The sequence below is a fragment of the Mycetocola saprophilus genome (assembly GCF_000718085.1).
GTDB lineage: Bacteria > Actinomycetota > Actinomycetes > Actinomycetales > Microbacteriaceae > Mycetocola > Mycetocola saprophilus.
The window spans coordinates 168541-191473 of the sequence record NZ_JOEC01000002.1 but is presented as its reverse complement, the minus strand read 5'-3'; the positions used below and the strand labels follow the sequence as shown (position 1 = coordinate 191473).

Annotated in this window: 28 protein-coding genes; 18 read left to right on the top strand and 10 right to left on the bottom strand. The window is 65.0% G+C overall.

The window, feature by feature from the left end:
• Nucleotides 1–32 precede the first annotated feature (32 nt).
• Complete coding sequence (locus IE92_RS0106685; RefSeq protein ID WP_030149747.1) at nt 33–986, bottom strand: alpha/beta fold hydrolase; 954 nt, start codon at nt 984–986, stop codon at nt 33–35.
• Nucleotides 987–1158: 172 nt separating this feature from the next.
• Here IE92_RS0106685 and IE92_RS17230 point away from each other — a divergent pair, with 172 nt between their 5' ends.
• Entirely contained in the window at nt 1159–2415 is a 1257-nt protein-coding gene (locus IE92_RS17230; RefSeq protein ID WP_052367283.1) for a histidine kinase, read from the top strand.
• The gene (locus tag IE92_RS0106675) at nt 2412–3041 is read left to right on the top strand and encodes a response regulator transcription factor (protein WP_030147726.1); all 630 of its coding nucleotides are present in this window, start codon (nt 2412–2414) and stop codon (nt 3039–3041) included. The genes IE92_RS17230 and IE92_RS0106675 overlap by 4 nt, the downstream gene beginning before the upstream one ends.
• Before the next feature lie 51 nt (nt 3042–3092).
• On the opposite strand, the gene IE92_RS0106670 is transcribed toward IE92_RS0106675, so the two are convergent.
• The 5 genes from IE92_RS0106670 to dnaK all read right to left on the bottom strand — a co-directional run bounded on the left by IE92_RS0106670 (nt 3093) and on the right by dnaK (nt 8370).
• Nucleotides 3093–4253, bottom strand: coding sequence for a methyltransferase (locus IE92_RS0106670; protein ID WP_051701735.1), 1161 nt, complete (start codon nt 4251–4253; stop codon nt 3093–3095).
• Between the two features lie 68 nt (nt 4254–4321).
• On the bottom strand, nt 4322–4825 hold the full coding sequence (locus IE92_RS0106665; protein WP_081863983.1) for a heat shock protein transcriptional repressor HspR: 504 nt from the start codon (nt 4823–4825) through the stop codon (nt 4322–4324).
• 101 nt (nt 4826–4926) lie between these two features.
• Nucleotides 4927–5883, bottom strand: coding sequence for a DnaJ C-terminal domain-containing protein (locus tag IE92_RS0106660; RefSeq protein ID WP_030147723.1), 957 nt, complete (start codon nt 5881–5883; stop codon nt 4927–4929).
• A 5-nt stretch (nt 5884–5888) separates the two neighbouring features.
• A complete protein-coding gene (locus IE92_RS0106655; protein ID WP_030147722.1) occupies nt 5889–6515 on the bottom strand; it encodes a nucleotide exchange factor GrpE in 627 nt (208 codons plus the stop codon).
• Between the two features lie 4 nt (nt 6516–6519).
• Entirely contained in the window at nt 6520–8370 is a 1851-nt protein-coding gene (gene dnaK / locus IE92_RS0106650; protein ID WP_030147721.1) for a molecular chaperone DnaK, read from the bottom strand.
• Nucleotides 8371–8615: 245 nt separating this feature from the next.
• Between dnaK and IE92_RS17225 the strand changes: the two genes are divergently transcribed.
• The 3 genes from IE92_RS17225 to idi all read left to right on the top strand — a co-directional run bounded on the left by IE92_RS17225 (nt 8616) and on the right by idi (nt 11152).
• On the top strand, nt 8616–9161 hold the full coding sequence (locus tag IE92_RS17225) for a TM2 domain-containing protein (protein ID WP_051701736.1): 546 nt from the start codon (nt 8616–8618) through the stop codon (nt 9159–9161).
• Between the two features lie 88 nt (nt 9162–9249).
• Entirely contained in the window at nt 9250–10560 is a 1311-nt protein-coding gene (locus tag IE92_RS0106640) for an MFS transporter (protein ID WP_030149751.1), read from the top strand.
• 73 nt (nt 10561–10633) lie between these two features.
• Entirely contained in the window at nt 10634–11152 is a 519-nt protein-coding gene (gene idi / locus IE92_RS0106635) for an isopentenyl-diphosphate Delta-isomerase (RefSeq protein ID WP_030147718.1), read from the top strand.
• 60 nt (nt 11153–11212) lie between these two features.
• Here idi and dcd read toward each other — a convergent pair whose 3' ends face one another.
• Nucleotides 11213–11818 (bottom strand): dCTP deaminase, encoded by a 606-nt coding sequence (gene dcd / locus IE92_RS0106630; RefSeq protein WP_030147717.1) that lies wholly within the window; start codon nt 11816–11818, stop codon nt 11213–11215.
• A gap of 188 nt (nt 11819–12006) precedes the next feature.
• Between dcd and IE92_RS0106625 the strand changes: the two genes are divergently transcribed.
• Entirely contained in the window at nt 12007–13827 is a 1821-nt protein-coding gene (locus tag IE92_RS0106625; protein WP_081863984.1) for an alkyl/aryl-sulfatase, read from the top strand.
• Between the two features lie 283 nt (nt 13828–14110).
• On the opposite strand, the gene IE92_RS0106620 is transcribed toward IE92_RS0106625, so the two are convergent.
• Genes IE92_RS0106620 through IE92_RS0106610 form a run of 3 tightly spaced genes read right to left on the bottom strand, consistent with a single transcriptional unit; the run spans nt 14111 to nt 16166 of the window.
• Complete coding sequence (locus IE92_RS0106620; RefSeq protein WP_030147715.1) at nt 14111–15256, bottom strand: site-specific integrase; 1146 nt, start codon at nt 15254–15256, stop codon at nt 14111–14113.
• Complete coding sequence (locus tag IE92_RS19155) at nt 15256–15615, bottom strand: ImmA/IrrE family metallo-endopeptidase (protein WP_043321622.1); 360 nt, start codon at nt 15613–15615, stop codon at nt 15256–15258. The genes IE92_RS0106620 and IE92_RS19155 overlap by 1 nt, the downstream gene beginning before the upstream one ends.
• A 2-nt stretch (nt 15616–15617) precedes the next feature.
• Nucleotides 15618–16166: a hypothetical protein gene (locus IE92_RS0106610; RefSeq protein WP_156027442.1), complete on the bottom strand. Its 549-nt coding sequence runs from the start codon at nt 16164–16166 to the stop codon at nt 15618–15620.
• 83 nt (nt 16167–16249) lie between these two features.
• Between IE92_RS0106610 and IE92_RS17785 the strand changes: the two genes are divergently transcribed.
• The 12 genes from IE92_RS17785 to IE92_RS0106550 all read left to right on the top strand — a co-directional run bounded on the left by IE92_RS17785 (nt 16250) and on the right by IE92_RS0106550 (nt 22818).
• Nucleotides 16250–16489, top strand: a complete 240-nt coding sequence (locus tag IE92_RS17785) for a helix-turn-helix domain-containing protein (protein WP_030149753.1) — start codon at nt 16250–16252, stop codon at nt 16487–16489.
• The gene (locus IE92_RS19150; RefSeq protein WP_081863985.1) at nt 16486–16695 is read left to right on the top strand and encodes a helix-turn-helix domain-containing protein; all 210 of its coding nucleotides are present in this window, start codon (nt 16486–16488) and stop codon (nt 16693–16695) included. Before IE92_RS17785 ends, IE92_RS19150 begins: the two co-directional genes overlap by 4 nt.
• A 448-nt stretch (nt 16696–17143) precedes the next feature.
• The gene (locus IE92_RS0106600; RefSeq protein ID WP_030147712.1) at nt 17144–17368 is read left to right on the top strand and encodes a hypothetical protein; all 225 of its coding nucleotides are present in this window, start codon (nt 17144–17146) and stop codon (nt 17366–17368) included.
• A gap of 99 nt (nt 17369–17467) precedes the next feature.
• Nucleotides 17468–18175 (top strand): hypothetical protein, encoded by a 708-nt coding sequence (locus tag IE92_RS0106595; RefSeq protein ID WP_030147711.1) that lies wholly within the window; start codon nt 17468–17470, stop codon nt 18173–18175.
• Nucleotides 18172–18330, top strand: coding sequence for a hypothetical protein (locus IE92_RS18250; RefSeq protein WP_156027440.1), 159 nt, complete (start codon nt 18172–18174; stop codon nt 18328–18330). The genes IE92_RS0106595 and IE92_RS18250 overlap by 4 nt, the downstream gene beginning before the upstream one ends.
• A 141-nt stretch (nt 18331–18471) precedes the next feature.
• A complete protein-coding gene (locus IE92_RS0106585) occupies nt 18472–18870 on the top strand; it encodes a hypothetical protein (RefSeq protein ID WP_030147710.1) in 399 nt (132 codons plus the stop codon).
• Nucleotides 18867–19310, top strand: coding sequence for an HNH endonuclease signature motif containing protein (locus tag IE92_RS17220; protein ID WP_051701738.1), 444 nt, complete (start codon nt 18867–18869; stop codon nt 19308–19310). The genes IE92_RS0106585 and IE92_RS17220 overlap by 4 nt, the downstream gene beginning before the upstream one ends.
• Before the next feature lie 275 nt (nt 19311–19585).
• Nucleotides 19586–20239, top strand: coding sequence for a hypothetical protein (locus IE92_RS17215; RefSeq protein ID WP_156027439.1), 654 nt, complete (start codon nt 19586–19588; stop codon nt 20237–20239).
• A gap of 269 nt (nt 20240–20508) precedes the next feature.
• Nucleotides 20509–21882, top strand: coding sequence for a DNA cytosine methyltransferase (locus IE92_RS19145; protein WP_211250766.1), 1374 nt, complete (start codon nt 20509–20511; stop codon nt 21880–21882).
• Nucleotides 21879–22133, top strand: coding sequence for a hypothetical protein (locus IE92_RS0106560; RefSeq protein WP_030147708.1), 255 nt, complete (start codon nt 21879–21881; stop codon nt 22131–22133). The genes IE92_RS19145 and IE92_RS0106560 overlap by 4 nt, the downstream gene beginning before the upstream one ends.
• On the top strand, nt 22133–22330 hold the full coding sequence (locus tag IE92_RS0106555) for a hypothetical protein (RefSeq protein WP_030147707.1): 198 nt from the start codon (nt 22133–22135) through the stop codon (nt 22328–22330). Before IE92_RS0106560 ends, IE92_RS0106555 begins: the two co-directional genes overlap by 1 nt.
• A complete protein-coding gene (locus IE92_RS0106550) occupies nt 22330–22818 on the top strand; it encodes a single-stranded DNA-binding protein (RefSeq protein WP_030147706.1) in 489 nt (162 codons plus the stop codon). The genes IE92_RS0106555 and IE92_RS0106550 overlap by 1 nt, the downstream gene beginning before the upstream one ends.
• Nucleotides 22819–22933 lie beyond the last annotated feature (115 nt).

Here is a 22933-nt window from a genome sequence, read left to right as displayed (position 1 = left end):
CGGCGGGGGCCGTTGTTCTTGGAGGGAGGGCGTTACTGTGCGGCGGTGTGGGCCGAGAGGTAGGCGATCGTCTCGGCGGCGATGGCCTCGCTCTGGGTGTGGTGCAGGTAGTGCTCGCCCTTCAGCGAGATGACCTGACCCAGGCTGGTTGTCGCCGCCTGCTCCTGGTGCAGCTCAAGCCAACCGGGCACCTCCTCGTTGTCGCTGTTGGCGACAAACAGCAGCACCGGGAGATCCGCGGGGAAGGACTGCTTCTTGGCCGCGTCGAAGTTCTCGGCGGTGAGCCCGGTCTCGCTGACGGCCACGTCGTTCAGCGCATTGTGACGTGCCAGGATCTCCATCTGCTCCTTCTGGGCGGCGGAGTAGGCGTCGATTCCCTCGTACATGCTCGGGGCCAGGCTGTCCAGCACCCGCATCAGTCCCAGCGACTTCAGACCACGCACGTCTTCGAGACCCTGGATGCTCTCGGACCCGGGCTGGTTGGGCACACTCGAATCGATGCCCACAAACGCGGTGACCTCACTCGGGTAGGTGCTCACGTAGTCCAGCGCGTAGATGCCGGCAATCGAATGACCCATCAGCGTGTACTTCGTGACGCCCAGCTCGGCGAGGGCCGTGTGGACCTCCTTCACGATGTTGTCGCTGGTGCGCGGCACATCGGTGTCATCGCTCAGCCCGTATCCCAGCGGCTCGACCGCGACGACCCGGTAGGTGGGTGAGAGCTTGTCGATGACCGGGGCGAAGTCCACGGCCGGTGCCCCGGTACCGAGGCCCGGCAGCATAACGATGGTTTCGGGACCATCGCCCTGCACGAGTACGTTCATCTTTTTCCCGTCCACCTCGACCAGCTGGCCGTAGTGCTCCAGGCTGCCCATTTCACGCTGGCTGGCCACCGCGTTGACCACGGTGGTGGTGCCGAGGCCGGCGGCGATCAGGGCCGCAATCGACCCGATGACGATGAGTGGAACCTTGATGATCTTCTTCATGATGTACCCGTGCTTCCTGCGGGTCCCGGTGTGGGTTTTCCGCTGATGTCTTCAGTCTGTCGGCCCCGGCCCGCGGGCGGCAGTTGCACGGTGTCACCCCTATCCGTGACACATGTCACGGTTCTTCGTGCCCCCCCTGCCCCCGGCACGCGGCGCTCGCTAGGCTGGGGTCATGTCAGCCGTGTCCGCTCCGCGCCCGGGATCCCTCGATCCGGCCGAGACCGCCGCGCCCCGCGGGGTGACCGACCTGGTGCGCGGACGCCGCTACACGGCCTGGAGCCTCTGGTTTGTGAACTTCAGCTTTGGCCTCATGCAGTTGGTGCTCGCCGATCCACACACCGAACCGCAGCGGATGCTGGCCCTCTCCGCCCTCACCATCATCACCACGGCGCTCGCCTGCGCGCTGGTTTCTCGGGTGATCCGCGAGATGGCGCAGGTCACCGCCCCGGGCGGGGTTCTGCGTCCGCTGCCGATCGCGCTCATGGTCTCGGCCATCGCCACCTGGGTGATCGGAGCATCCTCCTCGGTGGTCGCCTGGAACTGGGCACTCACCCTGACCGTGGCCACCGGAATGGTGCTGTGTCTGGTGCCGGTGGCGGCCCGGTTCTGGGTCTTCCTGGGCAGCGTGGTCCTGCTGGTGGGCATCTTTGCGCTCGGTGCCGTGATCGCCGGTCGCCCGGTGGATGTTCGCGCCACACTCTCGGATATCACCCTGCTCATCCTGCTCAGCATGGGTCTCGTGCTGCTCCCCCTCACCTACGCCTCGCTGATCTGGAGCCTGCGCGTGCTGGAGCGGATGGATCGGGCCCGCCGCATGGCATCGGACCTAGCCATCGCCCGCGAACGCCTGCGCTTCGCCACCGACCTGCACGATATTCAGGGACACAACCTGCAGGTCATCGCGCTCAAGAGCGAGCTCGCCGAACGCCTCCTGGAGCGAGATCCCGCCGCCGCCGCCGCCGAGCTGTCGGCGATTCGCACCATCAGCCGCGCCGCGCTGGAGGACACCCGCGCGGTCGTGAACAACTACCGCACGGTCACCGTGGCCGTCGAGGCACGCGGTGCCGCCTCGGTGCTGGCCTCGGCGGGGATCGACTGCACGGTCTCGATTACCGAGGCGACGATCCCGGCGGATATCGGCACGGTCCTGGCCCTGGCGATCCGCGAGGCCACCACCAACTTGCTGCGTCATGCCCACCCCACCCGCGCCGCGATCACCCTCGCCGAGGCGGGAGGAGGCTTCCTGCTCACCGTGGAAAACGACGGGGCCACTGGACGCCGGCAGGAGAATGCGGGCACCGGGTTGGCGGGGCTTGGGGAACGCGCCGCCGCAATCGGCGGAACCGTGACCGGCGAGCGGCAGAATGGAACCTTCACCCTGACCGTGCGTGTGCCCGGCAGCATCTCATCCGCGAGGGAGCAGTCATGAGCACGGCACCATCGACGCCCGAGCCGCTGCGACTGCTGATCGCCGACGATGAGGAACTCATTCGCGGTGCCCTGGTTGCGCTCCTCAGCCTGGAACCCGATCTCGAAGTGATCGCCGATGTTTCCGACGGCGGCGCGGCGGTCACCGCGGCCGCCGAGCACCGCCCCGACGTGGTCCTCCTGGATCTGGAGATGCCCGTGCTGGATGGCGTGGATGCGGCCACCCAGATTCGACGAACCCTCGACACCCGGATCGTGCTGGTCACCCGGCACGCGCGTCCGGGAACACTCAAGCGTGCCCTGTCGGCGGGGATCGCCGGGTTCGTGCCCAAGTCCACCCCGGCATCCGAGCTCGCGCAGATCATCCGCGCGGTCGCCCGCGGGGAACGCTATATCGACCGCGACCTGGCCGCCGCGGCCCTCACCGAGGACGAAAACCCGCTCACCGCCCGTGAGCGCGACGTGCTGCGGCTGACCCGTGAGGGCCTACCCACCAAGCTCGTGGCCAAGCAGCTGCACCTGGCCCACGGAACCGTGCGCAACCACACCTCGGCGGCGATGCTCAAGCTCAACGCCGAATCCCGCGTCCAGGCGGCGGCGATCGCCTGGGACAACGGCTGGATCTAACCTGTCCAAAAGCACGCGGGTCGAGCACGGGGGAGCGAGCCCGGGCCGGCGCTAGCTTGCCGGAGCCTCCGCCTTGACGGACAGGGTCACCGTGAACTTGGTGGTGCGCAGACGCTGGTTGGTGGGACCGACGATCCGGCCCAGCGCGCCCCGGTAACCCAGGTGCGTGTTGTAGACGGTCCACAGCTCGCCGCCGGGACGCAGGACCCGGGCAGCCTCGCGGAACAGGGCCTCGGCCAGCCCCGCGTGCACGGTCGCGCCGGTGTGGAAGGGCGGGTTGAGCAGCACCAGGTCGACGCTCGCGTCGGGCTGCTGGGACAGGCCGATGTCGCGACGAGCCTCGACCCGGTCGGCCACCCCGTTGGCCTTGGCGGTTGCCCGCGTCGCGGCCACCGCATCGGCTGAAATATCCGTCGCAATGACCTGGATGTCCGGGCGCGCCTTGGCCACCGCGGAGGCCACGATGCCGGTTCCGCTGCCCAGATCCACCGCCACCTTCGCCCAACGGGCGTACTTGGGCAGGAACTTCAGCAGCTCCCGGGTACCGATATCGAGGCTCGCACCGGCGAAGGTCTGCGATCCCGAGCACACGGTCAGCTCCAGCTCGGGGATCTCGGCGCGGGCGGGCACCCGAGCCTCGACGGCGCGCGATCCGGAGGCGATCAGCAGCCGCGACTTCTGACGCGCCAGCGAGGCCCGCACCTCGGTGAAGGACTCCCCCAGAACCGTGTTCATCGACGGGCTCAGATGCTTGATCCGGCCGCCGGAGACGACGATCACCTCGGGGTCGGCATGGATAGCGATCAGGCGCGAAATCTCGTCCAGAGCCGCGATCTGACGCGGAAGCTGCACCAGAACAAGCTTGGCTCCGGTCAGCAGTTCGGCCCCCAGCGGCAGCGAGGTAAAGGCATCCGTGTGGCCGCTGCGCTCGGCATTTTCGGCCAGCGCGCGCTCGGAGATCAGCGAGTCCTGGAAGACCCGCACGCCGGTCAGGTTATGGGTGGCGATCGCGCCCAGGGTGAGGGCACCATAGTGGTCGCCGATGACCACCACGTGTTCGCCCGAGAGCGCGTCGAGAGTCGAGGCGGCCTCGTCCAGGATCAGCCGGTCCGTCGCATCGACCGCATGCAGGTTGTCACCCTCCACGTCGGGGTGACGGCGCAGGGCGGAAAAATCGAAGGGGCTGGACGCGGGGGCAGGGGATTCACTCACCCCACAACACTACTCGCGCGGGGCCTGACCACCGACCCGTTTGGGGGTGGGCGGTCCGCGGGAGAGCCCTAGTTACGTGCGGGACCGGCGGGAAACTCACCCTCGAAGTCCTCGTCGAGATCGCCCTCGGAGTCCTCGATGTCCTCATCCTCGGCGAAGAAGGCCGCATCCGGACGCCACACCACGAGCTCGGTGCGACGCTGGGTGCGCACGCCGTTACGTAGGCTAATCACGTCCCCCGCCTGCCCGGCCGCAAACACGCGGCGACCCGGGCTCTTCAGCATCTCGTTGGCCAGCGCGCTCTCCAGCTCGCGCACCCGACGGGTCAGCGCATCCACCTGGTTTTCCAGGCTCAGCAGCCGGGCGATGCCCTCGAGACTCACACCCTCATTGCTCAGCCGGGAGACGGTCTTGAGCTGCGCAATATCGCGCATCGAATAGCGACGAGACTTCCCCGCCGTGCGTCTCGGGCTCACCAGCCCGATGCGGTCGTACTGACGCAGGGTCTGCGGGTGCATGCCCGCAAGCTCGGCGGCCATCGCGATGGCAAACACCGGGGAGTGCTCATCCATGTCGATTCCTTCCGTGCGGTTGCCCCACAGGATACCCGTGCGGGGTGATAAACGTGAGGCCGATGCCGGAAAGGGCACCGGCCTCACGTTCGGGGTGGGTGTTAGCCGCGAGCCCGAGCGATCAGGTCCGCGCGCGGGTTTTCGTTCGGCTCCACGGAGTGGAACGCCTTGAGGGCCTCGGTCGCCTCGGCGCTCAGGTGGGCCGGAACGGCCACCTGAACGATCGCGAGCAGGTCGCCCGTGCCCGATCCGGTGGCAACCCCGCGGCCCTTGACCCGAAGGATCCGACCCGAGGGGGTACCCGGCGCAACCCGGAGCTTCACCGGATCCCCACCCAGGGTGGGAACCTCGATGGTGGCACCGAGCGTGGCCTCGACGAAGGTCACCGGGACGGTCACGCGCAGGTTGTTGCCGTCGCGCTCAAACACCGGGTGCTTACGCACGTGCACGGTCAGCACCAGGTCGCCGGGGGCACCGCCGTCCTGAGAGGGACGGCCCTTGCCCCGCACCCGAATCTTCTTCCCATCGGACACACCCGCGGGGATCTTCACCTTGATGGTGCGACCCTCGCCGGTCTGCAGGGTGATGGTCTCACCCTGCACCGCGGTAATGAAGTCGATCGTGGTGGATGCGGTCACGTCCTGACCCGGGGTCGGCCCGCCAAACCCGCGGAATCCTCCGCTGGTCTGGCCGAAACCGCCGCCGCCGAACATGCCACTGAACAGGTCCTCGAACCCGCCCTGCTGGCCGCCACGACCGCCGAAGACATCCTCAAACCCGCCGCCGGCACGGCCACCGCCGGGAGCGGTGAACCGCGCCCCGGCACCCATGGCGCGCATCTGGTCATACTCGGCCCGCTGCTCGGAGTCGTTGAGCACCGAGTAGGCCTCGCTGATCTCCTTGAACTTGGCCTCGCTGGCGGCATCGCCCGGGTTGGAATCCGGGTGATACTTGCGCGCGAGCTTGCGGTAAACCTTCTTCAGCTCGGCGTCGGAGACGTCCTTGGACACCCCGAGTACCTTGTAGAAGTCCTTGTCGAACCAGTCCTGGCTAGCCATAGCGGTTACTCCGCAGGAACCTGGACGACCACCTTGGCGGGGCGCAACAGGGTTTCACCAATGAGGTAGCCGGTCTCGACCACGTCGGCCACGGTGTCCACCGTGACATCGGCGCTGGGCTGCTGGAAGATCGCGTCGTGACGGTTGGGGTCAAAGACCTCACCGACGGCCGCGAAGGAGGTCAGACCCATCTTCTCGACGGTGCCGCGCAGCTTCTCGGCGAGCAGCGCAAACGCGGATCCCTCGGTGAGGTCACCGTGCTTGGCGGCGCGATCCAGATCGTCCAGGACCGGCAGCAGCGAGGTCAGAACGGCACCCACGGTGCGCTCCTTCTCGATGCCGCGGTTTGCCTCGGTGCGCTTGCGGTAGTTCGCGTATTCGGCGTTCACCCGCTGCAGGTCGGCAAGGATCTCGTCGGCGGAAACCTGACCCGACAGCACGGCCAGTTCCTCATCGGAGATCTCGTCGGACCCGGCCTCAGCCTGGGCATCGGACTCGACCTCGGGAGCATCCTCGGATGCCCCGAAACCGGGGGCCTCAGCGGCCCCCGGTTCCTGGGTCGAACCGTGCTCGCCGGACTCGGTGCCCGTGGTGGGCTCTTCGTTTTCGGGAGTGGGGTTCTGTTCGGTCATGTTGTTACTTCTTCTCCGACTCGTCGTCCTCGATAACCTCGGCGTCAACCACGTCCTCGTCGGACTCGGCTGCTGCCGGGGCGCCCTCGGCCGCCGCGGCCTCGGCCTGGCTCTGGGCGTAGATGGCCTCGCCCAGCTTGGCCTGCGACTCGTTCAGCTTGTCAAAGGCGGTCTTGACCGCGTCCTCGTCCTCGCCGGCCAGAGCGGACTTCAGCGCGTCAACGTCGCCCTGAACCTCGTTCTTGACGTCCTCGGGCAGCTTGTCCTCGTTGTCCTTGATCAGCTTGTCGATCGAGTAGGCCAGCTGCTCGGCGGAGTTACGGGTCTCGGCCTGCTCGCGACGCTTGGCGTCCTCGGCGGCGTGCTCCTCGCCCTCACGAACCATGCGCTCGATGTCTTCCTTGGACAGCGACGATCCACCCGAGATGGTGATCTTCTGCTCGGTGCCGGTGCCCTTGTCCTTGGCGGACACCTGGACGATACCGTTGGCGTCGATGTCGAAGGTGACCTCGATCTGCGGCATGCCGCGCGGTGCCGGTGCGATACCGGTCAGCTCGAAGGTACCCAGGTTCTTGTTGTCCCGGGTGAACTCGCGCTCACCCTGGAAGATCTGGATGGCCACCGAGGGCTGGTTGTCATCGGCGGTGGTGAAGGTCTCGCTGCGCTTGGTCGGGATCGCGGTGTTGCGCTCGATCAGCTTGGTCATCATGCCACCCTTGGTCTCGATACCGAGGCTCAGGGGGGTCACGTCGATCAGCAGAACGTCCTTGCGCTCACCCTTCAGCACACCTGCCTGCAGGGCGGCACCGACGGCCACAACCTCATCCGGGTTAACACCCTTGTTGGCGTCGCGACCGATCTCGGCCTTGACCAGCTCGGCCACGGCCGGCATACGGGTCGATCCACCAACGAGCACCACGTGAGCGATGTCGGAAACCTTGACGCCGGCCTCGCGGATGACGTCCTGGAACGGCTTCTTGGTGCGGTCCAGCAGGTCCTTGGTCATGTTCTCGAACTGCGCGCGGGTCAGGGTCTCGTCCAGGTTGGCGGGGCCCGACTCGGTCAGCGAGAGGTAGGGGAGCTGGATCGAGGTGGACATCGAGGAGCTGAGCTCCTTCTTTGCCTGCTCGGCCGCTTCCTTCAGACGCTGCAGCGCGATCTTGTCGTTCGAGACGTCGACGCCGGTGGTCTCCTTGAACTTCTTGACCAGGTGGTCAACCACGCGCTGGTCCCAGTCGTCTCCACCGAGGCGGTTGTCACCGGAGGTCGCGCGGACCTGAATGGTCGAGAAGTCGTCGTCCTTACCCACCTCAAGGAGGGAAACGTCGAAAGTTCCACCACCGAGGTCGAAGACCAGGATGAGCTCGTCTTCCTTACCCTTGTCCAGGCCGTAGGCCAGGGCGGCAGCGGTGGGCTCGTTGATGATGCGGAGCACGTTGAGGCCCGCGATCTCACCGGCCTCCTTGGTGGCCTGACGCTCGGCGTCGTTGAAGTAGGCGGGAACGGTGATGACGGCGTCGGTGACGGTGTCGCCCAGGTACTGCTCGGCGTCGCGCTTCAGCTTCGCGAGGATACGAGCGGACACCTCCTGCGGGGTGTACTTCTTGCCATCAACGTCGAAGGTCCAGTTGGTACCCATGTGACGCTTGACCGACGCGAGGGTGCGGTCAACGTTGGTGACGGCCTGGCGCTTGGCGGTGTCACCGACGAGCACCTCGCCATCCTTGGTGAATGCAACAACGGACGGGGTGGTGCGAGCACCCTCGGCGTTGGCGATAACGGTGGGCTCGCCACCTTCGAGGACCGAGACCACCGAGTTGGTGGTACCGAGGTCAATGCCTACTGCACGTGCCATGTGTTTTCTCCTTCGTTCTCGCCCGGAAGGGCGAATACCGTGAACTGGTCCCGGGTCCGGGTAACCGAACCCGAAGTCGGCGGCAATCCCATAGTTGAGTTGCCTAGGCTCAAGTTTACCCAACGCAATACCGGTGTCAAGCCGCTCTCAGGAAATGTTGAGCCTTCACGACTCAACTTTGGGTTTCGGCGGCAAAATCCCCGTCGCTACGTCAAAAATGACGGACCCTCGCGTACCCTGGAGTCATGAGTACGACCGATCCCACGGGCGCGGATCACACCGCCCAGCCCCAGGATGCCGCACCCGAGACCTCGGCGGCGGCGTCAGAAATCCCCGCCGACACCGACCCGTCGCGCGCGCTGCCGCACTTTCCGGCGCCGCTGACCGGTCAGGTCCCCACGAACCCGGCCCCCGCCGCTGGCTACCCGGCAGCCCCGGGCACCCCCGGCTACGGCCAGCAGGGCACCGCGGGCGCTTACCCGCAGCAGGGTGCACCCGGTGCACCGTCCGGCTATCCCCAGCAGGGCGCCTCCGGCTACCCGGCCGGCTACGCCCCCTACGACCCGGCCGCCAAGAGCCGCCTCACCGCGGGACTGCTCGGCATCTTCCTTGGCTCGATCGGCGTGCACCGCTTCTACCTGGGGTACATCGGCATCGGTCTGTTGCAGATCGCCGCCACCATCGTGACCTTCGGCACCGCCGCGCTCTGGGGCCTGATCGAGGGCATCATGATCCTGGCCCGCGCCCGCGCGTTTAACAATGACGCCGAGGGACGTCCGCTGCGCGATTAGCGCCTCGGAGGGGCACCGCACCCGCCGTCACCCCATCGGTTTACAAATTGGTTGCCATTGATTCGCCTGGGGGCAGTACCCTGGGGCCATGACCTCTGCCCTGCGCACCCCCTCCCCCGAACCTCGGCTGCTCTCCAAGCCGGTTTTAGCGTGGGGAATGTGGGACTGGGGCTCGGCCGCCTTCAACGCCGTGGTGACCACCTTCGTCTTCACCACCTACCTCACCCGGACCCCCGCGTTCGGCGGCGAGGCCCACGTCTCCGCACAGCTGTCCTGGTGGATCTCGGGGGCCGGCGTGATCATCGCGCTCCTGGCACCGGTCACCGGACAGCGTGCCGACCGCAGCGGTCGCCGCAAGTTCTGGCTCGGCGTCAACACCTACCTGGTGGTCGCCGCAACCGCGGGCCTGGCCTTTGTCGCCCCGGAACCCGACCTGCTGTGGCTCGGACTGTTCCTGCTCGCCGCCGGAAACATCTTCTTCGAGTTCGCCTCGGTGAACTACAACGCGATGCTCGGCCAGATCTCCACCCCGGCCACGATCGGCAAAATCTCCGGCTTCGGCTGGGGCCTGGGGTACATCGCCGGCATCGTGCTGCTGGTCATCCTCTATGTGAGCCTGATCGGACCCGATGTGGGGATCTTCGGCATCACCTCGGAGAACGGCTGGGACGTCCGCGTCTCGATGCTAATCGCCGCCGCCTGGCTCGGCCTCTCGGCCATCCCGGTGCTCCGGGTCATCCCCGAGGCCCCGGGAACCGCGGCCCCGGGCGCCAAGATCGGCATCCTCGGCTCCTATAAGAAGCTCGGCCGGGACCTGGTGGGTCTCTGGCGTGATGATCGGACCACCGCGCGCTTCCTGATCGCCAGCGCCATTTTCCGCGACGGCCTGGCCGGCGTCTTCACCTTCGCCGGGGTCCTGGCCGTGGGAACCTTCGGGTTCAGCGGGGGCGACGTGATCCTGTTCGGGATCGCCGCCAACGTGGTCGCGGGCGTGGTCACGATCGCCTCGGGCCGGCTGGATGATCGCTTCGGTCCGCGCACGGTCATCATGGCCGCGCTGATCGGGCTGGTGACCTTCGGCGTGGTGGTGTTTGTGCTCCACGATGGCGGCCACACTGTCTTCTGGATCTTCGGCCTGGGCCTGGCCGCGTTTGTGGGGCCGGCTCAGTCGGCCTCGCGGTCCTTCCTGGCACGCATCATCCCGCCGGGTAAGGAGGGCGAGCTGTTTGGGCTCTACGCCACCACCGGCCGCGCGGTTTCCTTCATCGCCCCGGCCGCCTTCGGGATCGCGGTCACGCTGGGCGGCGCGCAGTACTTCGGCATCCTGGGCCTGATCCTGGTGATCGCCCTGGGCCTCGCGCTGATGATTCCGGTGCGCCTGCCGCAGTCGGTCCGATAGCCCCCGGTCCAGTCGCTTACATAGCGATCGTGCGGCATTCGCGCGCCGAGCCGTGACCAGCGAGAATAGGGGTATGTCAAACCGCGAGTACGTGCAGCTGCTGTCCGAGGACGGCGAACCGATCGGCATCGCCGATAAGGCCGAGGTGCACGATCACAACACCCGGCTGCACCTCGCGTTCTCCTGCCACATCACCGATGAGCAGGGCCGAATTCTGCTGACCCGGCGCGCGCTGAGCAAGGTCGCCTGGCCCGGCGTCTGGACCAACGCGTTCTGCGGACATCCGGCCCCCGGGGAGTCCTTCGAGTCGGCGATTTCGCGCCGCGCGGCCGATGAGCTGGGCACCACGGTCACCGGCATCACCCCGCTGCTGCCCGACTTCCGCTACCGCGCGGTGGATGCCAGCGGCATCGTCGAGTACGAGATCTGCCCGGTCTTCTCCGCCACGCTCTCCTCGGACCTGGTGCCCAACCCCGACGAGGTGGCCGAGTACCGCTGGGTTGAGCCCGCGGATCTCGCCCAGCTGGCCAAAATCGCCCCCTGGTCGATCAGCCCGTGGCTGGTTGAACAGCTCGAACAGCTCGACGCCTAATCGCAAAAACGGCAATCGCCCCACCTGAATGGTGGGGCGATTGCCGTGGGGCCGGAACGACTAGGCGCCGAGCGCGCCCTGGCTGGTCTCGGAAATGTCCGTGCGCTTGAAGTTCTGGAACGAGCGCGAGGCGGTCGGCCCACGCTGACCCTGGTAGTGCGAACCGGCGGTCGCCGAACCGTAGGGGTTCTCGGTCTCCGAGGTCAGCTGGAAGAAGCACAGCTGGCCGATCTTCATGCCGGGCCACAGGCGGATCGGGAGGTTGGCGACGTTGGCCAGTTCCAGGGTCACGTGGCCGGTGAAACCGGGGTCGATGAAGCCCGCGGTGGAGTGGGTCAGCAGACCCAACCGACCCAGCGAGGACTTCCCCTCGAGGCGCGCGGCAATGTCGTTGGGCAGGGTGACCCGCTCATAGGTGGCCCCGAGCACAAACTCACCCGGGTGCAGGATGAAGGGCTCGTTGGGGTCGGTCTCGACCATCCGGGTCAGCTCCGACTGCTCCTCGGAGGGATCGATGTAGGAGTACTTGTGGTTGTCGAACAGCCGGAAGAAGCGGTCGAGGCGCACATCCACGCTCGAGGGCTGAACCAGCTCGGGCGCAAACGGCTCGAGGCCAATGCGGTTGGCGTTGATCTGGGCTTTGATATCACGGTCGGAGAGCAGCACGTGGCCCATACTATCGCGCAGACTCGAGCGCTCCGCCACTCGACCGTGACCTCACTGAAATGGTTGGCGTGGTTCGCTGTGTCGTCCGGCGTTGCCGTCTCCACGCATTATTCTGGGCGTTATCACGGCGGCACGGATTCTGCCGTTTTCACGATTCACACCTAAACCTTCGGGAAAGGACCTGCTGCATGTCTGCCATGTACCCGGAAAACACCGACTTCGCCGACGCCGACCGCGGCTTCCTGGGCACAATAGATCCCTGTGTCATCCGGGACGCTACCGGAGGCGTCGTATGGGACGGCGACAGCTTCGCGTTCCTCAACGGAGAGCGCCCGGAAACCGTGCACGAGAGCCTGTGGCGACAGAGCACCCTGGTGGCTAAGCACGGCCTGTTCGAGGTGGTGGAGGGCATCTATCAGGTGCGTGGCTTCGACCTGTCAAACATCACGTTTGTGGAGGGCGACACCGGAATCATCGTGATCGACCCCCTGATTTCCACCGAAACCGCCGCGGCCGCCCTCGACCTCTACCGCACACACCGGGGAGACCGACCGGTGCGAGCGGTGATCTACACCCACTGTCACGTCGACCACTTTGGTGGGGTGCTCGGGGTCACCTCGGCCGAGGCCGTGGACCGCGGCGAGGTGCAGATTATCGCGCCGGCGGGATTCCTGGAACACGCGGTGTCGGAGAACCTCTACGCGGGTGTGGCGATGTCGCGCCGGGCCGGATACATGTACGGAGCAGCCCTGCCGCGGGGACCGCATGGCAGCGTGGGCGCGGGGCTCGGCCACACAACGTCCACCGGAGAGGTGGGCATCATCCCTCCCACGGTGAGCATTCACACCACCGGTGAGACCCTCACCGTGGACGGTGTAGACATCGAGTTCCAGATGGCCCCGGATTCCGAGGCTCCGGCGGAGTTCCACTTCTATTTCCCGCAGTTCCGAGCCCTGTGCCTGGCCGAGAACGCAACCCACACCCTGCACAATATTCTGACCCTGCGCGGCGCGGTTGTGCGCGACTCGCGATCCTGGGCCGGCTACCTGACCGAGGCGATCGACCGCTACGCATCCCGCTCGGATGTCGTATTTGCCTCGCACCACTGGCCCACCTGGGAGAGTGCTCGCGTGCAGGAGTTCCTGAGCCGCCAACGCGACATTTACGCGTATCTGCACGATGAAACCCTGCGCTACATCAACCTGGGCTATCAGGGGGCCGAAATTGCCGAGCTGATTCAGCTGCCCCCGGCGCTGGATCAGGAGTGGAGCACCCGCGGCTACTACGGATCGGTGAGCCACAACGTCAAGGCGATCTATCAGCGCTACATGGGCTGGTTTGACGGCAACCCCGTCAATCTGTGGGCCCACCCTCCGCAGGAACTCGCCGTGCGCTACGTGCGGGCATTCGGAGGCGTCGAGCGCGTTCGCGAGCTTGCCCGGGAAGCCGTCGACGCGGGAGATCTCCGCTGGGCGGCCACCCTGCTGGGACACGCGGTCTTTGCCGATGAGCACGATGAGCCCTCGCGCGAAGACCTAGCCGATGTGCTCGAGCGCCTCGGCTTCGGTAGCGAAAATGCCACCTGGCGAAACTTCTATCTCGCCGGTGCCCTCGAGCTGCGCGAGGGGTCTTTTGGCACGCCGACCCGATCGGGCACAAACTCACTCACCCAGTACATCCACGTAAGCCAGATTCTGGATGCCCTGGCCATTGCGATCGAGGCACCCCGGGCCTGGGACCTCACCCTTGAACTGGACCTGGCGATCAGCGACTCCGACGAACGCCACCGCCTGAATCTGCGCCACGGCGTACTCATTCATCGCCGAGTGAGCGAGGATATCGCCCCCACAGCGGTGACCGTGCGGGTGACCAAGCCTCGTCTGCTGCAGCTTCTCGCCGGCGATGCTACCTCACCGGGGGTCCAGATCGAGGGCGATCCGCAGGTCCTGCGTGCACTGCTCGGCGTGGCATCTACGGGCGACCCCGGATTTGCGATCGTCACCCCATAAAACCTGGCAGCGCGGGAACGGGCGTACACCCGTTCCCGCCGCGCCGCCTTGCGCGGCGTGGGTTGTCTAGTAGAGTGGGGAAATCGACGCTCCGGCGGCGATACGCGAATGTAGTTCAATGGTAGAACTCCAGCTACTAATATGCGCGTTCTGGCCTGTTCTCTACAGGTCTTTTTTTGTGCCTTGATCGGGACTCAAGCCTACGCGGGAACCGATTCGAGCTCCGTCGAGTTCTATGAACTTCTGGGGGTTTTTGGATAGTAAACGGCGGCCTATTGAACCGCTAAACATTGAACTGCTCCAGCACGCTTGAGACGTCCGGAGCGTCAGTGACGGGGACTGCATAATGGCGTTCGGTGGTGTCCAGGTGAGAGTGCCCAAGCTGATGTTGTGCAGCCTGGATACCTACACTGTCGCGCAATGCGGTCGCGACTGTGGCCCGGAACTCCTTGGGTAGGCGACCTTCAAATCGCGTGCCGAGCAACGCAGCATGCCATTGCGTGCGAAAGTTGTCAGGTATCCGGGGAGTTCCCGTGCTCGAAGGGAAAACTAGCGCCCCGTACGAATCGATGCGTCGACGCAGCAGCATCTCGCTGGCGAAGCGAGGCAGAGTCACCCTCAGCTTCTTGTTCGCCTTGGTATGGGGCTGGATAACCCATTTCCCGCGTCGATCTTTTGCCATGGTCTGATCGATGACCGCTCTCGTTGACGAACCTTCGAATTCGATTCGAGTCCAGTCGATTGCAAAAATCTCGCCGGGGCGACCCCCAGTAGCCAGAAACATGTCGACTGGATCTGCGAGGTCCGTAGTGCGTATGCGACCTGCCTTGTCTTTCCCCCGATCCCATTCGCGCAAGTGAGTGCGCAGCCATGCGACGTCTTCGAGAGTGAACGCAGTAATCTCGCGCCGGGGCGACACGATCGGTGCGGCTGCTGCAACGGGGTTGAAGTCGATGGCGTCAAGTCGCGCTGCCATCTTGAACATGGCAGTTAGCAGAACCTTGGCGATCTCGGCGGACGAGTAGCCAGCCGACCGGGTGAGCGATTTTAGGTGGCGATCCACGCGCGCCGGTGTGACTTCTGACAGGCGGAGGTCGCCGAGGGGGATGACTACATGCGTGGCCAGAACCTGCTCGTAGCGGCGGAGGGTTCCCGGTGCATGAAGTTGCTCGGTGTACTCTGACCACCACATCTTTGATAGCGCCGATACACGAGAGGTGCGGCTCAGTTCGGTTCCGGTTGGTGCGAGGCGGTCACGGAATGCTTCTTTGAGGGAGTTGACGGCCCGCGCCTTTGTGGAGCCGCTGCGTGTGACCCGGCGGGATTTGCCGTCCATGTCCCGGATTCGAGCGTCAGCCACCCAGTGGCCGTCGACCTGCTTGGTAGTGATGTTGCCATAGGTCCCCAGGGCGAGCGTTGGCCTGGCCATTATCTACTCCTTATGTAAGCCCTAACAATGTTCTCAGTGACGCCTAGCTCAATCGCTAATTCTGGGAGCTCTTGAGTCCATTTGACGAGCTCGTCAAAGTCGCTAGCGAGAACCAGGCGGGATGCTGCACGCGAGTCTGCCAACAGCTCGGCCTTCCGACTACTTGCTGTGTGTCCGTACTCTACATGCGCGATTTCATGCGCAAGGACGGACCGCTCGTGACGTGCTGTCATGCCGGGGCGCAAGAAAATTGCGCCGTAGCGGGGTATCCAGCGCCCCGTGTCTTTACCGATGCCGCGATGCACTACTTGGACCCCGAGCTTACGCGCGTGCTGGTAGGGGTCGTAGGCAGGGATCACGTCTATCCATTCGGGAATTCAGGCTGCCCCCCGTCGTCGTCCGTGGCGGCGTAGGGTACGTCGTCGATCTCCACCGTCATGAGATCGTGTTGATCAGAACTCTGACGGAAGGGTACGACATTCGCGTGCTCGTCAAGCTCTACGGGCTCGGTCAGTTGACCGGTGGCGGTGCCGCTTTCAACGCGCGAGACCATTTCTTTTGCGAGCTCGAGGTCCGAGGCGGCCTTGAGTGCCAGGGCGACGCTTGCGGCATCAGCTTCGGCCTGGGTGATCAGCCCCACGAAGACTAGCGCAGGGACAACCGGAGCACTATAGGCCCTCGCAATCTCGACAACCGTCTCAGGGCGCAGAGCACTGTTTAGCTGTCGAGTAAGCGTACTGGGGTCAATGCCAGCGCGCAGGGCGATAGCGCGAGCACTTCGCTCGCCGGTCATGGCGGTGAGATAGTGAAGCAATGTTTCGTCCATGCATTCATTATGGTGCAATTTTGCATCAAAATCAATAACAATCCCTTGGGATGCCGCTGATGCCGCATGCAATGATGCAGACATGCATCAAAACGAGTTGATTAACCACTCGATCCCGTGCATACTTGCATCATCACGGTGAACGAATGCACCAAGAAGGGATAGTAATGACGCACAAGCTCCTCATCCGCCCAGGTCTCCTCGCCCGGCTCCGGGAAACTCGAAACATCCCCAGCGAAGACGTCCAGGCTCGCATGATCGGTGTAGATCGCAGCACCCTTGGTCGTGTGGAACGCGGCAGCCAGCCGTCCGCCGCATTCATCGTCGGAGTATGCGTGGCATTCAACCTGGGCCCCGGCGAAGCGTTTGAAATCGTAGACGACTCCGCCGCGCTCGCCGCAGCATGACGATGCCCACCGAAGCCCCACACCCGATTGAGCCTAGGTATCTGGACACTGCAGATGCAGCTTGGTACCTAGGTCTGGCTAAGCACACCCTGGAATGCTGGCGCTCAGCTGGCATCGGACCTGCGTACAGCCGTCTCGGACGTCTCATTAGATACACCAAAGATGACCTGAAAGCCTGGGCTGATCGCGACCGCGTAGCCTCGTAGCCTTCACTGCCGCCTCTGCGTGCGGCCATAGCCTGACCGACTGAATCGGTCGTTGAAAGCCACCCCTGAAGAGGGGGTATTTGTCGCGCCTAAAAGCGCGTTCGCCTTCCAAAGCTGCCCGGGGTACGGGTGGCGGCCGGAGACGCGATTGTACCTGAGTTTCAGATAATTCCACAGAGTCTCATACCCCCAGGCCGAAGAGGCGCGGGGATGCCTGGCTGATTTGCGTTGGACGCTACGCCGGATGAAAAGGCCGTACCGGTCGCACCGAAGTGATGCGGCGACTTGGCGGCCGCTGTGTCCCCGGAGATCCCGGGTTGGCATGGCACTGCAGGATACCGGTTCGGCGGGCGTGCCCGTCCCAGAGATTCGAGGCTCTGGCTGCTGCTGCGCGCTCGCGCTATTTGATCTTGTGTCCCGGCGCTCCGGGCATTGGAAGGAGGAACACATGCGTAAACGCCGATATTGGGCCGCCGCCCTGGCGAGGGTGCTGGTCGTGCTGCTGATCGTGAACGTGATCTACAAGCTGGCCGGAGAAAACCCCCAGCCTTGGGGCGTCGTGCTCTGGCCGCTCTGGGCCATGGCCCTCGCGCTCGCCGGGTACATGGCCGCCCGGCTACTGAGTGGCAAGCGGGCACTGCCCGTTCGCCGAGCCCGCGCGGAGCGCCCGTGAACCGGGCGGTTGAGTGGCTGCCCACAGCAGGATAAACGATCCAACAAATGAAGAACGCCCCGCGGGAACGGGGCGCTCGATACCTGAAAGGACAGGTTGATGATTCAGAAAAAGGATAGCATCGTCCGTTTCACGATCGAAGCTGGTGCTGCCCGGTGGGCGGCGGCCGCGATGGTGGCGGCGATCGAGAGTAGCGAGGCGGCCCCGGTTATGCGGGGCGCGCTTTGGCGGTTGCATGGCGGGCAGCTGGTGATGGTCGCGGCGGATGCGTTCGCAGTTCACCGGGTGCGAGTGCCAGTTACCGTCACGACGCCGCACCTTGCGGCGATCCCGGGGCCGGAGTTTGTGGTGCCGCGTGAGGCAGTGCTGTGGCTGTTGCAGAATGCCAACTATTTCAGGAGGACTGTGCACAAGCACATCGTGGGCCGGTCTGATGTGGAGGTCGCGTTCATCCCGGGTGTGGATTTGGTTCCGGGCACGCTGCAGTTGGCGGTGACGCCCTCGGATGTGTCTCGCGGCCGGGTGCTGCTTGAGACGAATTTGGTCCGTGGTGAGTATCCGCCGGTGGAGGTCGATTTGGATGATGCGGCGCGCGGCCGGTCGGCGCCGGTTCAGCAGGTTGCTGCGCGGCGTATGGCTGCGGCGGGCAAGCTGGCTCGTCGCCCGCGGGACACGTTCCTGATTGACGGACGCAAGGTTGGTGCGGCCCGCAAGGTGTATATCCGAGTGGGCGATGCGGCATCCCCGTATGCGGAGGCGCTGTTGATGCAGTCTCCGTGGCCCGAGGCGAGCGAGGTGGCGGCATGAGCCCGGCACCGCGTCGCGCCCGTGACGTTGAGCATCCGCGTGAGCCGCTGATCCCGAAAAAGGAACGCCGCGGCGTGTATGTCGGGTTTGCCGTGTTCGCGGTTGTGTATGTCGGGTTCTTGGCGCTGATCCTCATGTTGGGGATGCACCGGTGAGGGTCTGGATTGTCGCGTGTTATGCGGCCGGGTTCCTCGCGTTTTTTATTCAGCAGGCCACGGGTGGTCTGACGATCTTGTTTATTTTTGCGGGCATCGCGTTGTCGTGGCGTCTGCACTTGACCGAGAGGTTTCCTGGTAATGACCCAGAGCATCCAGCCGAGCATCCCTGACCGGTTCCTCGCGGCCGCGGTTCTGACCGAATCGTTTCCGCTATTCGCCGATATCAACGTGGACCCGTACCGGATCCGCTTGCACGTGGGCGTGTGCACGATCGATGGGAACGTGTGGGACGAAGAGACGCTGCAGCGGCACCTCGCTGGTGTGATCGCTCTCGGGGACCGATGGCGCACTCAGCCAGCGGTCATGTCCCGCGAGATCGACATAATCGCAACCGGCACGCACGGCCGAATCCACCTGACACTCGATGAACGCTGGTGGCCGATATTCAGCACCGCCTACCACGAGGTACTGGAAACCCGGCAGATCAGCGCCGAGCTCAAGCGGTTCTATGCCGCAGAGATCCCCGACCTCCGGTGATCGGACCCAAAACACCCAAACCCACCGCCGCCGATGACCGCCGCGCCTACGCCATCACGATCAAACGCGACACCAAATGCGTCCGCTGCGGCCGCCGCGGCATCACCCTCGACCACCGCCAAAACCGGCAAACCGGAAACACCGTCCCCAGCAACCTCCAAGGGCTCTGCGGCACCGGCACAACCGGCTGCCACGGATGGAAAACCGTCAACCCCACACTCGCGCTCGCCGAGGGGTATGCGGTGAAGCGCTGGTCTGATCCTGCCCAGTGGCCGGGCCGCCGTCTGATCGGGGGCCAGCACACGTGGGTGCTGTACGACGACACCGGGGATTTCCGGGTCCTAACCGCGGCTGAGGCCGTACGAAAAATGGAAGGAGACATCCGCGATGACGACGATACCGACGCACTCGATGCTGTACGCGGTGTATTGGCCGAATGAGTCGGTCCTCAAGGTGGGGCGAGCGTGGAAGATGTCGCGGCTTCGAGGTCTGATGCGCACCGGTGCCCAGGTCGTCATGGTGGTTCGTGACCGTCCAGCTGGCGACGAGCGGGCCGCGTTGGCGTCTTTGCGTGGCCTGTTCGAGCGGGCCTTTTTTACTGCCGAGGAAAGCCTCGGCATCCTCACTCATGGGCGAGGGTTCACAGAGTGTTTCGTTGTTCCGGCTGCACGGTTCAGGGAAGCGCTCGCAACTATTTTCAGAGGGATTGCAAATAATGGCCATGACCCGGCAGAGGTACATCAGGCCGGAGCTGTTTCGGGACGAGGATCTGGCGAGTTTGTCGCCGGAGGTTCGCCTGACAGCGATCGGCTTGCACCTGTACACGGACGACGAGGGGCGGGAGTCAGCGACTCCGGCGATGGTGAAGGCGGCTCTGTGGCCGTTGGATTCCGCGATAACCGAGGACGTCGTGGACACACACCTGCTCGAACTGGCAGAGATCGGATATCTACGCCTGTACGCAGTGGGTCGCCGCAGCTACCTGCAACTGGCCCAGCTGGCCCGCGTGGACCGCGCCAAAGCCTCAACATTCCCGCCCCCACCCCCGCTCGCGAGCGACTCGCGAATGAATCGCGATCCGCTCGCGGTAGTGGAGGGAGAGGGAGAGAGAGTGAGAGAGGGAGAGTGGGCGTGGGAGAGAGAGGGCCGCGAGGAGTGGAGAGACGAGGAGGGAGCCCACTCGCGACCCCCTCTGGACAGTTCCCTACCTTCCCCCTTCTGCCGTGCACACCCAGGAGGAACAATGTCACGCTGCAGGAACTGCGGTACAGCCAGACTCGCCCACGAACAAGCCGTCAGGGCAAGCCTCGCCACCCACACCGAACCGCGGCGCTCGCCGGGGTATCCACGTTTCGAAGACGAGGGGTAGCTCATGGATGAACGCTTCACGTATGTGACCCCGGACAAAACGCGGGTGACGGTGTGGGCCCCGCCTGGTGTCGTGCCTGATGCCAAGCTGCCGTTCTCCATCGGGAAGCGGAAGATCCTCGCTGTCCGGCTGGATTCTCGATCCTTGGACTGCGAGAGGGTCAACGGAGTAACAGGCGAGTGCGGTAGCGCGGAGTGCCACCGTCGCGAGCTTGGCAAATGCCAATGCGGCCGCCATCCCGCGGGTACTCGTATTGTGCCGGATGAATCATGACAGGGCTGACTATCGGTTCGTTGTTCTCCGGTGTCGGCGGGCTGGACATGGGCGCCGAACGGTTCTTCAACGCCCGCCCGGCATGGTTCGTGGAGTTCGATTCGGCCCCGTCGAAGGTGCTCGCGCACCGGTGGCCCGGTATTCCGAACTTCGGCGATATCACCACCGTGGACTGGAACGCGGTTCCGCGCGTGGACATCCTCACTGGCGGGTTCCCCTGCCAGGACCTAAGCCTCGCTGGCCGTCGTGCCGGTATGCGCCCGGGCACCCGCTCGGGACTGTGGGCTGACTACCTCGCCGCGATTGCGGCTATCAAACCCAGAATGGTGGTGATCGAAAATGTCAGAGGTCTACTCTCCGGAGCTGCGGAATCCGATAGCGATCTGGAACCCGGTGCGGGATTTGTGGGAGACGGCCACGATGGACCTGTTCTCCGAGCACTCGGCCGTGTTCTCGGGGACTTGGCCGGTATCGGGTATGACGCACGGTGGTGTGGCTTACGCGCTGCCGATGCCGGAGCTCCCCACGGCCGGTTCCGGGTCTTCGTCGTTGCCTACCCCGCGGGCGACCCGGGGCGGTTCTGGGACCGAGACGATGTATCTGTTGGGGGCGTCGCGAGACGATTCGAACCGGACGCAGGGCGAGGTGCTTTTGAAGACCCCGACAGCGCAGCTTGCGGTGAACGGGGGTGCGCAGCATCCAGATCAGCGGAAAGCGGGCGGGCACGGGCCGACACTTGCGGACGAGGTGGAGTTCCTGCTCCCGACGCCCTTGGCATCGGATCGGAAGGGTGGGGGCACCGGGTCGAATCGCAACACGCCACAGATGCGGGATGTGCCCCGGCTGCTTCCGACTCCGGCGGCTGCAAACCCGAACGACGGCGAGGACCTGACGCAGTGGCAGGCGCGGCGGGAACGGGTGAAAGCCACCGGAGTGAATGGGAACGGATTCGGCACGCCCCTGGCGATAGCGGTGCAGCTGCTCCCGACACCGAAAGCCTCGGACAGCTACATGGATACCCCGAGCACCTCGGGACGACCTGTGGAGATGAGCACTCACCTGGGAACTCAGGTGATGCTGCAGGCCGGATATCTGGATCATCGACGTGGGGTGAGTTCTGGCCCGCGATCAACCGATGGAGGTCCGTCATCGGACGCGATGCCCCCGCCCCTACCAGGCCTGATGGCAGAGACGGACGCCACCGGCTCAACCCTGAACTCACGGAGTGGATGATGGGCTGGCCAGCAGGGCATGTGACCGCGCCGGAGATCGGGCTGTCGCGTGCTGAGCAGTTGAAGGCGTGCGGTAACGGGGTGGTGCCTCAGCAGGCGTTCCTCGCGCTCGCCGTGTTGTTGGGGCGGCCGTCGTGACCGGGCCGGTGGTGGGGCCGTGGCCGGATGCGGGGTCGTGGGTGGTGTCGCCGGCGGATCAGGAGTTGGAACTGTTTCTGCAGTCCCGGGATCCTGCCGCGGTGGATGCCGAGAGGTTTATCAATTTCAAGGGCGAAGAGAAACGCATTCTCGACGCGAAAACTAGGGCCGTCCGGGCTGATCCGGTCGGCTTTCTTTTTACTCAAAATCAGATTGATGCTGCCCGGGTGGCAGCAGAGAGGGGCATGTGATGCCTATCACTAACGAGAAGGCGCGGAGCCTTGCCCGTTCGCTCGCGAAGACCGCGATCCTGTGTGTCGACGGCGAGGAGATCTTCGCTGGGTTGAGCGAGTGGGGGTTGGACACGGATCCGGAGACAATCGCCGCGGTGGCGCAGCTGGTGCAGCGGGTGCAGGTGTCGATCGATGACGCGGGGGTGGGCGAGTAATGGCCGGCGAAACGATTATCACGGTGGTGGGTAACCTCACCTCGGATCCGGAGTTGCGCTACACGCAGTCCGGGCTGGCGGTGGCGAACTTCACGATCGCGTCCACGCCGCGGAACTTTGACCGGCAGTCGAACGAGTGGAAGGACGGCGAGGGCCTGTTCCTCCGTGCTTCGGTGTGGCGTGAGTTCGCTGAGCATGTCGCGGGTTCGCTGCACAAGGGGTCGAGGGTGATCGCGACTGGCCGGCTCAAGCAGCGTTCGTACGAGGACAAGGACGGGGCGAAGCGCACCGCGATTGAGCTTGAGGTGGACGAGATCGGTCCGTCGCTTCGGTACGCGACCGCTCAGGTGTCTCGGGTGCCGGCTGGCCAGGGTGGCGCCGCGGCCCGTTCGGCGGCTGATGAACCGTGGGCATCGGCTTCTCCGTCGTTCAATGGGCAGCCGCAGGATGGTTCGTATCTTCCTGGTGATGATGGGCAGCCGTTCTGATGGGGTCGAATTCCTCGAATCGTAGTGTGCGTGTGACTTCTGGCCCGTATTCGCCGGTGACGCAGCCTCGGGATGTTCCGGGGCCGCGGGGTTGTGGCCGGTGCCGGACGCCGTA